Here is a 13,732-nt window from a genome sequence, read left to right as displayed (position 1 = left end):
AATAGTGTCGGAGCCAGCCGGTAACTTGAAAACATGAGCTCCTGGAACACCCTCTCCCGTGCCGCATTCGACCTCGAGACCACCGGGAAGAACTCGCGGTCGGCGCGGATCGTCACCGCCTCCATCACTGTCGTGGACGCCCGCGGGGAACTGGTGGCGGAGCATGAATGGCTGGCCGATCCCGGCGTCGAAATCCCCCTCGAAGCCAGTGAAGTGCATGGTGTCACCACGGAAAAAGCCCGTGCTGAAGGCCGCCCGGCGGCGGAGGTCACGCGGGAAGTCGCCGCGGCTCTCCAGGAACTTTTCGACGCCGGCACTCCAGTCATCGCTTTCAACGCCAGTTACGACTTCACAGTCCTGGCCGCCGAGTCCGCCCGCTACGGCGTCCCGCAATTGAGCCGTTTCCCGGTTCTGGACCCGTACGTCATGAACAAGCAGGTCGACCGCTACCGCAAAGGCAAGCGCACCCTGACCGCCCTGTGCGAGGAATACGGAGTGGACCTGACCAACGCCCATACGTCTGCTGCGGATGCGCTTGCCACTCTCCGCGTGTTGGATGCCATGGCCGGCAAATTCCCCAAGCTGCAGATGCCTGCGTCCACGCTCCATCAACTGCAAGTAGACTGGGCTGCATCCCAGGCCGCCGATTTTCAGCAGTACTTGCGGCGCAGCAAACCCACGGCAGTCATCGAAGGTGAATGGCCGGTACTTCCGCCCGAGGACGCAAGCCGGGGCGGCTTCTAGGCCGGGAACATTCCCGCGTACGTTACTTTCTGCGACGCAAGTCACAGCAAATTCGGGAACCCCCAACCCGGGCTTGGTCATGCGTGGATTCCATGCGGAGAGCTACTCCCGAAATAGTCCGGAGTCCCGCCGCCGTTCCAAGGGAATTCTGTTCGGCGTAATCGAGTGCTGGCAACCGTTTGTTCGATTCACTATGCGTTGGCGGGCTGGTGACATAATTAAGTTTGGCGGGTTGAAGTCTGCTAGGGCAGCCAACCTTCTTTCGGTTGCCACATTCCCCGCCCACCGCGAAACGTCTCCGTGACCCGATGAAAGTGATTTCTTTATGAAATTCAAAGCCCCTAAGTGGCTGTCTGTTGCCCCCGTGGCCGCAGCCCTGGTGATTTCCCTGGCAGCATGCGGTGGAGGCTCCTCCGAGCCCAGCGGCTCCCCCACCGACGCCCTCGCCGGCAGTGACCAGCAAACGCTGGACAAGTACACCACCGCCGATGTCACTCCCTTGGACAAGATCGATAAGTCCAAGCTCGGCCTCGCGACCGAAGGCACCCTGCGCGTCGGCACGCTCTCGGATGCCCCTCCGAACATCTTCATTGATCCTTCCGGCAAGTTCACCGGCTACGACAATGAGCTGCTCCGCGCCATTGGCGACAAGCTTGGCCTCAAGGTCGAATTCGCATCCACCGATTTCTCGGCGCTGCTCTCCCAGGTCGCCAACAAGCAGTTCGACGTCGGATCGTCCTCGATCTCCACCACGGACGCCCGCCGCAACACCGTAGCGTTCACCAACGGCTACGACTTCGGCTACATGGCTGTCGTGACCAAGAACGACTCGAAGATCAAGGGCTTCGCCGACCTCAAGGAAGGCCTCCGCGTCGGAGTAGTCCAGGGCACCGTCCAGGATGACTACATGACGAACACCCTCAAGATCGAGCCGGTCCGTTTCCCCGACTACAACACGGTCTACGGCAACGTGAAGAACGGCCAGATCGACGCTTGGGTGGCTCCCTCCCAGCAGGCTGAGGGCCAGGTCAAGGAAGGCGATAACACCACCATCGCCGAAAAGGTCGTCAACACCCAGAACTTCACCGCTTACGCCGTGAACAAGGACAACCAGCCGCTGATCGACGCCCTGAACTCCGGTTTGGACGCTGTCATTGCTGACGGCACCTGGACCAAGCTCACTGCCGAGTGGTACAAAGACCGTCCCACTGCCGCAGAGCAGACTCCCCAGGGCTGGACGCCGGGCAGCAAGGCCGTCCAAGTTCCCGCCAAGTAACCCGGACGTTCCATGGATATCCTCAATCAATTAGCTGACGCCTTCCTGGACTGGGAGGCGATGGGCGAAGTCATCCCCAAGATGTTCGCCGTCGGTCTTCCCAATACGCTGATCCTGGCTGTTACGTCGGGCATCATCGGGACAGCCATCGGTATGCTGCTGGCACTGATGGGGATCTCCCGGAACGCCGCAGCCCGGTGGATTGCCCGCATTTACACGGACATCCTCCGCGGCCTGCCGCCAGTGCTGACCATCCTGGTCATCGGATTCGGGTTTGGCCCGATCGTTCGTGAGCTCACGGGTTCCAGCAACCCGTATCCCATGGCCATCACGGCTTTGTCCATGATGTCCGGCGCGTACATCGGTGAAATCTTCCGCTCGGGTATCCAGAGCGTGGACAAGGGCCAACTCGAAGCAACCCGTGCGTTGGGGTTCAGCTACGGCTCTTCGATGCGCCTCGTGGTGGTACCCCAGGGAATCCGCAGGGTCCTTCCGGCCCTGGTCAACCAGTTCATTGCGTTGATCAAGGAATCATCGCTTGTGTTCATGCTCGGCCTGCTGGCCACGGAACGTGAGATCTTCCAGATCGGCAAGGACGCCGCTGCCAACAGCGGAAACCTGTCCCCGTATGTGGCTGCAGCCATCTTCTACCTCGCGCTTACCATCCCGCTCACGCACTTTGTGAACTGGATCGATGCCCGGATGCGCTCCGGCCGCCCGGAAAAGAAGGAACCTGACGAGGCGGCAGCCGTCGTTGGAAAGGGGGCCCAAGCATGAGCGAATTCGCTTCAGGCACATTGACGGCGAAGAACATCCATTTGTCCTTCGGCAGCAACCACGTGTTGCGGGGCATTGACCTGCACGTAGAGAAGGGCACCACGGCTTCCGTGATCGGTCCTTCCGGCTCAGGCAAGTCGACGCTCCTGCGCGTGATGAACCGGCTCATTGAGCCTGACCAGGGCGACATCCTGCTGGATGGGCGTTCAGTGCTCAAAGACAATCCGGACGAACTGCGCCGCCGCATCGGCATGGTCTTTCAGCAGTTCAACCTCTTTCCGCACAAGACGGTGGCTGAGAACATTTCGTTGGCACTCCGCAAGCTCCGTGGCATGTCCAAGGAGCAGGCCCGGGAGGAGGCTTTGGCCCAACTGGACCTGGTGGGCTTGAAGCACAAGGCTGACTCGCGTCCGGCCAACCTTTCAGGTGGCCAACAGCAGCGTGTAGCCATTGCCCGTGCCCTGGCCATGAAGCCCGAGGTGATGTTCTTCGACGAAGCCACCTCGGCTCTGGACCCGGAACTCGTCAAGGGTGTCCTTGCCCTTATGACAGACCTGGCCCAAGGCGGCATGACCATGGTGGTAGTGACCCACGAAATGGGTTTCTCCCGCAACGTCTCAGACGTGGTGACCTTCATGGACGCCGGTGTTGTGGTGGAATCCGGCCCTCCGGAGCAACTGTTCACCAATCCCCAAACGGAACGCCTTCAAGGATTCCTTTCGGACGTCCTCTAGCCAGGGCCAGCAGCAACTGCTCAGAACCCCGCCTTCGCTGCGAAGGCGGGGTTCTTTGCTGTTCTCATTGCCCGGACTTGACCCGAAGAACCGTCAAAGCCGCGGCATCCACTTTTGCCCGGAACGCGGTATCGCTTTGCGCCTTCTTCACCACGGCCTGATGCATTGCTGGAATACTCGCGGGATCAGCGCACACCAGCATGGTTCCGCCTGCGCCAAAGAAGTTCAGGGCTCGATCCGCATCGGACCAGGCTTCCAGCTGCGCGGCACTGCAAAGGTCATCCGAGAGAACGATGCCTTTGAAGCCCGCATCCGCACGCAGCATGGTGTCCATGACCGTCGGTGAGAACGGTGCAATGTTGGCAGGATCGATCCGGTCATAGAACGCATTCGATACCATGACCCATTGCGTGCCCGACTTGATGGCTGCGTGGAACGGCTCCAAGGCAGGATCATCCCGCGTGGTGACGGTGTCCCGGACATCGCTGGTGACGTCCGTGTTGGGAACAACCCTGCCCAAACCGGGGAAGTGCTTCACTACAGGCGCCACTCCGGCGTCCTTCATGCCATCCGCAAAGGCGTTGCCCAGGACGGAAACAGTGCCGGGTTCGTAGCCGTACTCACGTTGAAAGTGGCCGATGGGAGCGTTGGACGGCGCGAACTCCGGGCTCGTGACCGTGTCCAGGACCGGCGCGAGATTGACGTTGACGCCAGCGCTGCGCAGCTCCCTGCCCCATGTTGCAGCATCAGTGCGGAGCTTGGCAGGACCGGAGGATGCCTGCACCAAGGCCGTGGGAATCGTGGAGAATCCAGGGCCCGAAAGAACCTGGACGTACCCGCCCTCCTGGTCGGTGGCCACGTAGAGGGGTATGCCGCCGGTGGTGGCGGCCGAGACCGTTCCCGTCAACGCAGACACAACGCCGGCAGTAGCGGCAGAGCCTGCTTTGCTGCGCCCACTTAGGTAGACGTTGCCCGCGTGATACTGCTTCAACGCTTGCATGGTTCCTGGCTCGGCGCCGGTGGCCTTGGCCGCCACCATAAACAACTGGCCCACGCGCTGCTCAAGGCTTAACGCAGCCAGCTGTTGCTCGGCCACAGTGGGAGAGGTGGTGGCCGGCGCGGCAGAGGGCGAAGGAACCTTTGTCGGCTTCGTTGGCACCGCTGACGCGGTGCTGGGCTTCGGGGTGCCTGACGGCGTGGAAGGGGAGGCCGACGGCGTCCCTTCAGTTGTGGTTTGGGCGGTGCTTCCGCTGCCGGTTGAGCAACCCGACGCCATGGCGAGGATAGCTCCAGCCGCCGCGATGCTCACACCGAGGGATGCAATTCTCTGGATCTTGCGCATGGTAAACCGTTAGTTCGTTGGGGTTGGGTTTCCATCTACGAGCCTACCCCGTAGGGACACCACCATGCCCCGGGCAGCTGCTGCGCGCAGTCGCCCGGGGCATCAGCATGATCAGGCGGACGCGGCAGCCGCAGCTTTTGCAGCCGCCGGCAAGGCATCCACGATGCGGTTCATCGCGGCGTCGTCGTGGGCCGCTGACAGGAACCAGGCCTCGAAGACGGACGGCGGAAGGTAGACCCCGGAGTCCAACATGGAGTGGAAGAACGGCGCATAACGGAACGTCTCCTGGCCCTGCGCATCGGCGTAGTTGTGGACGCCGTGGGCCGAAGTGCCGAACGCAACGGAGAATAGGTTTCCGGCCCTCTGGATGGAGTGGTCCACTCCTGCAGCGTCCAGGGCTGACGACAGCGCCGCCGAGAGTTCCAGGGAACGGGCATCCACAAACGCATAGACCTCGGGGGTGGCGTTTGTCAGCGTTGCTACGCCGGCGGCCATGGCAACAGGATTCCCGGACAGTGTGCCTGCCTGGTAGACCGGGCCTACAGGAGCGAGGTAATCCATGACGTCGGCACGGCCGCCAAGTGCCGCCGTCGGCATTCCGCCGCCGATGACCTTGCCGAAGGTCAGCAGATCCGGCGCCCAGCCTTCCTGGCGGCCCGTCAGCCCCCAATAGCCGGCGTAGCCTGTGCGGAATCCCGTGAGGACTTCGTCAAGGATGAGAAGCGCACCGTGTTCCTTGGTGATGCGGGACAGCCCTGCGTTGAAGCCCTCCCCCGGGGTGACAACGCCCATGTTGGCCGGAGCCGCCTCGGTAATCACAGCGGCGATGTTGCTCCCGTGCGTCGCGAAGGCGGCCTCGACGGCGTCGAGGTCGTTGTAGGGCAGCACCAAAGTTTCAGCTGCCGTAGCTTCCGTGACGCCGGCCGAGCCCGGCAATGCCAGCGTGGCGACGCCGGAGCCTGCGGCGGCAAGCAGCCCATCCAGGTGGCCGTGGTAGCAGCCAGCGAACTTGATGATCAGGTTGCGTCCGGTAAAGCCGCGGGCAAGGCGGACCGCAGTCATGGTCGCTTCTGTGCCAGTGGACACCATCCGCAGGCGCTCGACGGCCGAGACACGCTCTTTGACGATCGCCGCAAGATTGGCTTCATCCGGCGTGGAAGCACCGAAGGACAGCCCACGGTCCACTGCTGCGTGGACGGCGTCGAGTACTGCCGGGTGAGCGTGGCCCAGCAGCGCCGGACCCCAGGAGCACACGAGGTCCACGTATTCCTTGCCATCGGCATCCGTGAGGTAGGCCCCCTTGGCCGAGACCATGAACTTCGGGTTTCCGCCGACGGATCCGAAGGCGCGGACCGGGGAGTTGACCCCGCCGGGCATAAGGGACCGCGCGCGGTCGAAGAGCTGGTCGGAGACAGGGGTGTTTGAAGTCATGGTTCCTATTCTTTCAGTGATTCATCGGCGGCAAGGCCGCAAGCTACGAAGCGCCAGCCAACAGTTCAGCGACGCGAGGGGCCACCTCTGTGCCGTAGAGCTCGATGCAGCGCATCATGGACTGGTGCGGCAACGTTCCGTTGCTGTACTTGAGGTCGAAGCGATCCACTCCAAGGTTGCGCTTCAGGAGGACGATCTTTCGCGCGACGGTCTCCGGAGAGCCTACGTAGAGCGCACCCTCGGGGCCACACATGGCATCGAACTCGCCCCGGTTGCCCGGACCCCAGCCCCGCTCGGCGCCGATCCTGTTGCGCTGCTCAAGCCAATGCGGGAAGAGCTCCTCCCGGGCGGCCTCATCGGTATCGGCGATGAATCCGGGTGAATGGGTTGCGATCTGGCGCATCGGGTGGCCGTACTTGCCCATGGCCTCGCGGTACAGGTTCACCAGAGGGGCAAAGCGGCGGGGCTCTCCCCCAATGATGGCGAAGATGATCGGATACCCGTATTCAGCACAGCGCAGAACGGACTCAGGCGTGCCGCCCACACCGATCCAGGCCGGCAGAAGGTGGTGCTGCAACCGCGGGTAGACCTGGAGTCCACCGACGTTGGGCCGTGTGCGCCCCTCCCAGTGGATGGGTTTCTGGGCGCGCACCTTGTCGAACAGCTCAAGCTTTTCCTCGAAGAGGACCTCGTAGTCCGCCAGGTCCAGGCCAAACAGCGGGAAGGACTCCACGAAAGAGCCTCGCCCCAGCATGACCTCAGCCCTGCCGTTGGCGATGGCATCCACGGTTGCGAACCTTTGGAAGACCCGGATCGGATCATCGGAGCTGAGGACCGTGACGGCCGATCCCAGGCGAATCCTGGACGTCACAGCGGCTGCGGCTGCAAGGAAGACTTCCGGTGCGGAGACAGCAAAGTCCCGCCGGTGGTGTTCGCCCACGCCAAAAGCATGGATCCCGACGGCGTCAGCCAGTTTTGCTTCCTCCAGCAGCTCGCGAAGCACGCTGGCATGCTCCTTGGGGTTGCCTTCGGCGTCCAGCCCCGCGTCGCCGAAGGTGTTCAGGCCCAGCAGGATGCGGTTGGCCGCTACCGGCGCTGTGGGGTCGGAGGGAACGGACGTCATCAGGACTCCTTCAGCCAGCCTGCAAGTTCGGAGGCCCAGTAGGTCAGCACGGTATCGGCCCCGGCACGCTTGATCCCCAGGACGGATTCGGTGATGGCACCGCGCCTGTCGATCCAGCCGTTTGCCGCAGCCGCTTCGATCATGGCGTACTCACCTGAAATTTGGTAGGCCGAGACCGGCACGGGACTCATGGCTGCGACATCGGCCAGGATGTCCAAGTAGCTCATGGCCGGCTTGACCATCACCATGTCGGCGCCCTCTTCGAGGTCCAGTTCAACTTCCAGGATGGCTTCACGGCGGTTGGCCGCGTCCATCTGGTAGGTCCGCCGGTCACCCTTGAGCTGGGAATCGACGGCTTCCCGGAAGGGGCCATAGAAAGCAGAGGCGTATTTGGCGGCGTAAGCCAAGACCGCAGTGTTCTTGTTCCCGGATTCCTCCAGCGCCTGGCGGATCACGGCGATCTGGCCGTCCATCATTCCCGACGGCCCCAGCACATGGGCGCCTGCCTCGGCCTGCGCCACCGCCATCCGGCCGTAGATCTCCAGGGTGGCGTCGTTATCCACATATCCGTCAGCATCCAGCACACCGCAGTGGCCGTGGTCGGTGAATTCGTCCAGGCAAACGTCGCCCATGATCACCAGGTCATCGCCGACTTCCGCTTTGACATCGCGGATGGCCTTGTTCAGGACACCTTCAGGGTCGAGGGACGCAGTACCCTGCGCGTCACGTACCGCCGGCACACCGAACAGCATGATGCCGCCCACGCCCAGCTCCACGGCTTCGGCTGCCGCACGCTTCAAGGAATCGGTGGTGTGCTGGACGACTCCCGGCATGGAGCTGATGGGGCTGGGTTCAGTGAGTCCTTCACGGATGAAAGCCGGCAGGATCAGGTCTGCGGGTGCCAGTCGATTCTCAGCGGTGAGCCTGCGCATGGCGGGAGTTGTGCGCAAGCGGCGGGGACGATGGTTTGGAAAGCTCATTGCGGGTTCCCTTCGTTGGCGAAAACAGATTCCAAGGCGGCCACGATGCCGTCCGGGGTTGGTTCTTTGGCTGTGGCAGCGACGGTGAGGCCGAGGCGGGAAACCTCTGCCGCCGTCGGACGTCCTATCGCGATCAGGCGGCAGGCGCCCAACGATGGGAACATCTCGGCGATGCGCCGTGCGGCACTGGGTGAAGCAGCAACTACAGCGTCCAGCGTCCCGGCCTCGAGCGCTGCCAAGGCGTCTTCCGGGGTGAGGATCGGCACCTGTCCAGTTTCGGAATCAACGACGGCGGCGGGCAGCTGCGCTTCCAGCTTCCGTCCTGTCCGGGCGGGGTAGTCTACGGTCTGGTAGGCAACAACCGTGGCCACTACCGCACCCTTCGTCGCCAAGCCTTCCCGCAGGCCGGGTGCTGCAATATCAGCCTGCGGCAGCAGTACCCGTACGGGGCCCGGTTTCCACGCAGCAAGCAATCCTTCTGCGGATTGGACCTCCGCAGGAGCCAAAGCGACGGTGAGGCCAACGGACTCAAGGACATCCCGGGATGATGGGCCGATGGTCGCCACCTTGGTTTCGGCAGGGACCAGGTCCGCGAGGGACTTTCCATGCCTTGCAGCCTTCTCCAAGAGAACCCGCACGGTGGTGACGCTGCTGAGCACCAGCCAGTCAAAGTCGCCTGCGGCCAGCCGGTCAAGGGCGTCATCGAGGGAGGCCTGGTCCTCAGCCCGTTCAAAATCGATGAGGGGCAGGACCAAAGGTGTGGCGCCCAGGCTTCCAAGGAGTGACGCCAGCGGCCTGGCACGATCGGCGCTCCTGGTAATCAGGACGCGCCGACCGCTCAGCCCTTGTGATGCATGCAGCTCAGGACGCGGCAAGGTCCGCGATCTCCGCGGCGCCGGCAGCAAGCAAGAGCTCCGCCACTTCGATGCCGAGCAACGTGGCTCCAACGTCGGTCAGGCCGTCCGTGGCCTTTTTCTCGCGCACAGTTTTGGTGCCATCCACGGCGCAGACAACGGCTTCCAAATAGAGCATGCTGCCCTTCCGGAAAGCATAGGCGCCGACGGGCGCGGCACAACCGGCTTCAAGCCTGGCCAGTACGGCACGTTCGGCCGTTACGGCCAGGCGGGTGTCGTCGTCGTTCAAGGCTGCCAGTGCCTGCGCCAGCACACCGTTGGAGCCCTCAGTGGTTCCTGCCTGACGTGGAGCCTCCTCCGTGCGGCACTCAATGGCCAGCGCGCCTTGTCCTGGTGCGGGAAGCATGACGTCCGTGGCGAAGAACTCGCTGACAGTATCCAGTCGGTCTATACGTTCCAAGCCGGCAGCAGCCAGCACCACAGCGTCAAGATCGCAGGACTTGCCCGGAACAACCTCCTCAGTGGCATTTCCGGGAAGCCCCGGGACGCGTCCAAGGCGGGTGTCCACGTTTCCGCGGATGTCCAGCACTTCGATGTCAGGCCGGGCGGCCCGGAGTTGTGCTGCCCGACGGGGTGAGCCTGTGCCCACTCTTGCCCCGCACGGAAGCTCCGCAAGGGTCAGCCCATCGCGGGCGCATAGTACGTCCCTGACATCAACGCGCTGGGGTGTCGCAGCAATGCTGAGGCCCACGGCGGCCCCGGTGGGCAGATCCTTGAGGGAGTGCACGGCGACATCGCAGCTGTCAGCCAGCAACGCGTCACGCAACGCTGCAACGAACACGCCTGTTCCGCCCATTTGGGAAAGGGAACCGGTCTTGACGTCGCCTTCGGTCTTGATGTGAACGAGCTCCACCGGGAAGCCGCCAACCGCAGCCAATTTGTCTGCCGTCTGCTGCGTCTGCGTCAGAGCCAGTTTGCTGGCCCTTGTGCCGATGCGAACGGTCACTTTGCTGCCTCCGAAGCCGGGTAGGCATCATGGCCGGTACCGGTGGTAGTGCCAACCTCTGCAATGACGGGCTTGGCGCCTCGGAAGTTCTCGCAGCAATTGGGCCGGCACACGTCGTACCAAGGTCCAAGGTCCGTGACATGGGGACGGTCGGCGATGTTGTTCTCCACTGTCCGTTCGCAGATCAGGTCCACCAGGCCGGATACGAAAGCCGCATGCGTCCCCGGGGTAGGAACGCGAGTGGCTTCGATGTCCAGGTTCTTGCAGGTTTCCAGGGCCTCGGTGTCGAGGTCCCAGGCAACTTCCATGTGATCGCTGACGAAGCCAAGGGGAACAATGACCACACCGCGGACGCCCTGGGGCGCTATTTCCTCAAGGTGGTCGTTGATGTCCGGTTCCAGCCACGGGATGTGCGGCGCACCGGAGCGGGACTGGTACACAAGATCCCAGGCGACGTTCGGCGCCACAACGTCCATGATGGCCTTGGCATTTGCCAGGTGCTGGGCTGCGTATGCGGAGCCTTCTGCGAATTCGCGCGGCTCGTCGTCGGAGCTTCCGGCGGCCTCGGCGTCCCTGGTGGGAATCGAGTGCGTTGCGAACAACACGCGGATCCCGGCGTCAGGGTCGGTTTCGCCAGCTGCGGCCAACTTGCCACGGATCTCTTCAAGACCCGCTGCCGTACCCTCAAGGAAGGGCTGGACTACGCCGGGGTGGTCGAAGTACTGGCGGATCTTGTCCACCTGAAGCTTGCCGTCCAGACCGGTTTCCGTCAGGGCAATGCCGATGTCTTCGCGGTACTGGCGGCAGCTGGAGTAACAGGAGTAGATGCTGGTGGTGAGCATCAGGATCCGGCGGTGTCCGGCGTCGTACGCGTCCTGCAGGACCGGCGCGATGTAGGGATCCCAGTTACGGTTGCCCCACAGAACCGGCAGCTCAATTTCCCGCTTGGCCAGTTCAGCCTCAATGGCGGCCTTCAGCTCACGGTTCTGCTGGTTGATGGGGCTGATCCCGCCAAACGCGCGGTAGTGGTGCGAGACCTCTTCGAGGCGCTCGTCCGGGATGCCCCGGCCACGGGTGACGTTGCGCAGGAAGGGGATGACGTCGTCCTGGCCTTCGGGACCACCAAAGGACGCAAGAAGCACGGCGTCGTAGCGTTTGGCTTCCTGGCGGCCGCGCTCAGTGATGGCGTTGGGTGCTGTGGAAACTACGGGGCCGGTCATGCGAGAACCTCGGCAATCTCGGCCGCCGTGACGCGGCGGCCGGTGTAGAAGGGGATTTCTTCGCGCACGTGGTGGCGTGCCTCGGTGGAGCGCAAGTGGCGCATCAGGTCCACCAGATCCACCAGCTCAGGTGCCTCGAGACCGAGGATCCATTCCCAGTCGCCCAGAGCGAACGAGGAGACGGTGTTGGAAATGACCTGCGGGAATTCGCGGCCCAGCATGCCGTGGTCGCGGAGCATCTTGCCGCGTTCTTCCGTCGGAAGCAGGTACCACTCATAGGAGCGCACGAACGGGTAGACGCAAAGCCAGGTGCTGGGCTCCACGCCGCGGGCGTAGGCGGGCACATGGCTCTTGGAGAACTCGGCTTCGCGGTGCACGCCCATGGCGGACCAAACGATGTCGGTTCCTGCAAAAAGCTTGCTGCGGCGGATGGAGCGGACTGCGGACTGAAGGTCCTCCGGCTTGGGGCCGTGGAGCCACACCATGATGTCAGCATCCGAGCGCATTGCCGAGACGTCGTAGCTACCGCGCAGGATCACGCCGCCGTCGGCGAGCTTCTCCGCAAGGGCTTCGAATTCCTGGGCAGCATCGCCGCTGCGCAGAACGTCGGCCGAGCGCTTGAAGACCGTCCACAGTGTGTAGAACTGTTCTTCGGTTTCAGCAGTTTTAGTGACAGATTCGGCAGAAGTGTGGCTCATGGTTCAAGTTTGCCCCGTGCCAGCCCCTAAGTCGAAACGGATCAGTTCTACAGCGCGTAGAAGTGACACAAATCACAGACGGGAGTGCTTTTGGCCCCATCCCGTCGCCAGCTGCCCCCGGGTGTCCGCCACCACGGCCGCCAAGCCATTTCCGGCCAGCCAGCCGCCCACGACAGTCAAGCCATCCACTTCGGCACACGCTTTGCGCACCTGCGCAACCCGCTGTTTATGACCAACGGCAGCAAAGGGCAGGGCGCCGGACCAGCGCACCACATCCCAATCAACAATGTCCGCACGGGACACCGGAACCGTCAACAATGCTGACGCGTCCTCCAGGGCCGCAGCCAAGAGGGAACCGTCGTCGGTGGCGGATTCCGCTCCCCCACCAGTCTCTTCGCGCCGCCCATAGGAAAGTCGCAGGACATGCGTACCCGGACCGGCTTCTGCTGCCAACCAATCCCACTTGGCAGTCGCGTGCGTCAGTGCCTTGGCTTTGATTCCGGGGGTCTGCGGCGCAACCAGGATGCCTGTGCCCCTGGGCCTTCGATCCAACTCCGGCAAGTCCACCACCATCGTCACCAGGCTGACCAACGGCCCCGGAGCGGGACGCAGGCCGGACAACCCGGGCAGGGACGGCTCCAGCAGCCCGACGGCGGCAGGACCGTCGAGCGCGACGACCAGCCGGCCGGCGTCGTACGCGGAATCGCCCGCGGTAACCAGCCAGCCATCGCGGGTCCTCACGACGGCATCGGCATGTTTGCCGGTCAGCAAATCGACTCCGCGCTTCCGTAGGTCGCCGACCAACGCAGCCACCAGCGTGTTCATGCCACCCTTCAAACCGGCGACGGCGGACCCTGGCTTTGCTGGACTGGAGGCGGAGCCGGTGGCGTGCTTGCGCTGGGCCGCGACAGCGGCAGCAAGCGAACCGTGCTTGCGGATACCTGCCCTGAGCCCGGGTGCAACCATGTCAATGTCCAGGAGGCCGGGATCGGCGGAGTGAACGCCACCCACTACCGGGGACACCAAACGTTCCAGGACCTTCTTGCCCATACGGACACGTACCAATGATGAGACGCTGGTGACCTCGGCAGAGGTTCCGATCGATGCAGGCAGCCAGCGGTCCATGGATGCCCTGATGGCGCCGATCAGCCCCAGGGAACGGCGGACTTCCCGGTCCCAGGGATTGGCGGGAATGCCCAGGACGCCGGTCTTGGGCAGTTCCTGCGGGCCATCCGGCAATTGCACCCAGGCACCTCCAGGGTGTGGGGAAACGATGTTGTCCGCCAAGCCGAGTTCGCGCGCGAGGTCGGCTACGGCCGGAGACCGTGTGGCGAAGGACTCGGCGCCGCTGTCAAGGCGCAGTCCCGCCACGACGTGGCTCCCAACGCAACCTCCCCACTCCTGGCGTGCCTCCAGGACCGTGACAGACATGCCCGCCAAAGCGAGTTCCCGCGCAGCGAGAAGGCCCGAGATCCCTCCACCCACCACCACGGCGGTTTCCTTGGGTGGGTGCGTCTTTGGAGTTGAGTGTCCCCCGCGCATTGGCC

At 63.5% G+C, this 13,732-nt stretch carries 13 protein-coding genes; 4 read left to right on the top strand and 9 right to left on the bottom strand.

What is annotated here, in order from left to right; all coding sequences use genetic code 11:
• Window positions 1-33 precede the first annotated feature (33 nt).
• From ACSSVG_RS17820 to ACSSVG_RS17805, 4 genes are all read left to right on the top strand, one after another.
• Window positions 34-744, top strand: a complete 711-nt coding sequence (locus tag ACSSVG_RS17820; protein WP_231337948.1) for a 3'-5' exonuclease — start codon at window positions 34-36, stop codon at window positions 742-744.
• Window positions 745-1,069: 325 nt separating this feature from the next.
• Window positions 1,070-2,020 (top strand): ABC transporter substrate-binding protein, encoded by a 951-nt coding sequence (locus ACSSVG_RS17815; RefSeq protein ID WP_253468601.1) that lies wholly within the window; start codon window positions 1,070-1,072, stop codon window positions 2,018-2,020.
• A 12-nt stretch (window positions 2,021-2,032) separates the two neighbouring features.
• Window positions 2,033-2,797, top strand: coding sequence for an amino acid ABC transporter permease (locus ACSSVG_RS17810; protein WP_231337946.1), 765 nt, complete (start codon window positions 2,033-2,035; stop codon window positions 2,795-2,797).
• Window positions 2,794-3,531 (top strand): amino acid ABC transporter ATP-binding protein, encoded by a 738-nt coding sequence (locus ACSSVG_RS17805; protein ID WP_231337945.1) that lies wholly within the window; start codon window positions 2,794-2,796, stop codon window positions 3,529-3,531. The genes ACSSVG_RS17810 and ACSSVG_RS17805 overlap by 4 nt, the downstream gene beginning before the upstream one ends.
• A 64-nt stretch (window positions 3,532-3,595) precedes the next feature.
• On the opposite strand, the gene ACSSVG_RS17800 is transcribed toward ACSSVG_RS17805, so the two are convergent.
• The 9 genes from ACSSVG_RS17800 to hemG all read right to left on the bottom strand — a co-directional run bounded on the left by ACSSVG_RS17800 (window position 3,596) and on the right by hemG (window position 13,727).
• Window positions 3,596-4,873, bottom strand: coding sequence for a glycoside hydrolase family 3 N-terminal domain-containing protein (locus ACSSVG_RS17800; protein WP_492415771.1), 1,278 nt, complete (start codon window positions 4,871-4,873; stop codon window positions 3,596-3,598).
• A 111-nt stretch (window positions 4,874-4,984) separates the two neighbouring features.
• Window positions 4,985-6,304: a glutamate-1-semialdehyde 2,1-aminomutase gene (gene hemL, locus ACSSVG_RS17795; protein WP_231337943.1), complete on the bottom strand. Its 1,320-nt coding sequence runs from the start codon at window positions 6,302-6,304 to the stop codon at window positions 4,985-4,987.
• Between the two features lie 43 nt (window positions 6,305-6,347).
• Window positions 6,348-7,427: an LLM class flavin-dependent oxidoreductase gene (locus ACSSVG_RS17790; RefSeq protein WP_492415770.1), complete on the bottom strand. Its 1,080-nt coding sequence runs from the start codon at window positions 7,425-7,427 to the stop codon at window positions 6,348-6,350.
• Window positions 7,427-8,407, bottom strand: a complete 981-nt coding sequence (hemB, locus tag ACSSVG_RS17785; RefSeq protein ID WP_231337941.1) for a porphobilinogen synthase — start codon at window positions 8,405-8,407, stop codon at window positions 7,427-7,429. Before hemB ends, ACSSVG_RS17790 begins: the two co-directional genes overlap by 1 nt.
• Complete coding sequence (locus ACSSVG_RS17780; RefSeq protein ID WP_231337940.1) at window positions 8,404-9,282, bottom strand: uroporphyrinogen-III synthase; 879 nt, start codon at window positions 9,280-9,282, stop codon at window positions 8,404-8,406. Before ACSSVG_RS17780 ends, hemB begins: the two co-directional genes overlap by 4 nt.
• Entirely contained in the window at window positions 9,269-10,267 is a 999-nt protein-coding gene (hemC, locus tag ACSSVG_RS17775) for a hydroxymethylbilane synthase (RefSeq protein ID WP_492415769.1), read from the bottom strand. Before hemC ends, ACSSVG_RS17780 begins: the two co-directional genes overlap by 14 nt.
• Entirely contained in the window at window positions 10,264-11,487 is a 1,224-nt protein-coding gene (locus tag ACSSVG_RS17770) for a ferrochelatase (protein ID WP_492415768.1), read from the bottom strand. The genes hemC and ACSSVG_RS17770 overlap by 4 nt, the downstream gene beginning before the upstream one ends.
• Window positions 11,484-12,185 carry a hydrogen peroxide-dependent heme synthase gene (hemQ, locus tag ACSSVG_RS17765; protein WP_253468611.1) on the bottom strand — a complete coding sequence of 234 codons (702 nt, stop codon included), beginning with the start codon at window positions 12,183-12,185 and terminating at the stop codon, window positions 11,484-11,486. Before hemQ ends, ACSSVG_RS17770 begins: the two co-directional genes overlap by 4 nt.
• A gap of 72 nt (window positions 12,186-12,257) precedes the next feature.
• Complete coding sequence (hemG, locus tag ACSSVG_RS17760; protein ID WP_231337936.1) at window positions 12,258-13,727, bottom strand: protoporphyrinogen oxidase; 1,470 nt, start codon at window positions 13,725-13,727, stop codon at window positions 12,258-12,260.
• Between the last annotated feature and the right edge of the window lie 5 nt (window positions 13,728-13,732).

This window comes from Paenarthrobacter sp. E2MeOHC11, from assembly GCF_058744955.1.
Note: the sequence above shows the minus strand (reverse complement) of the source record. Positions and strands in the feature narration are given on the sequence as shown.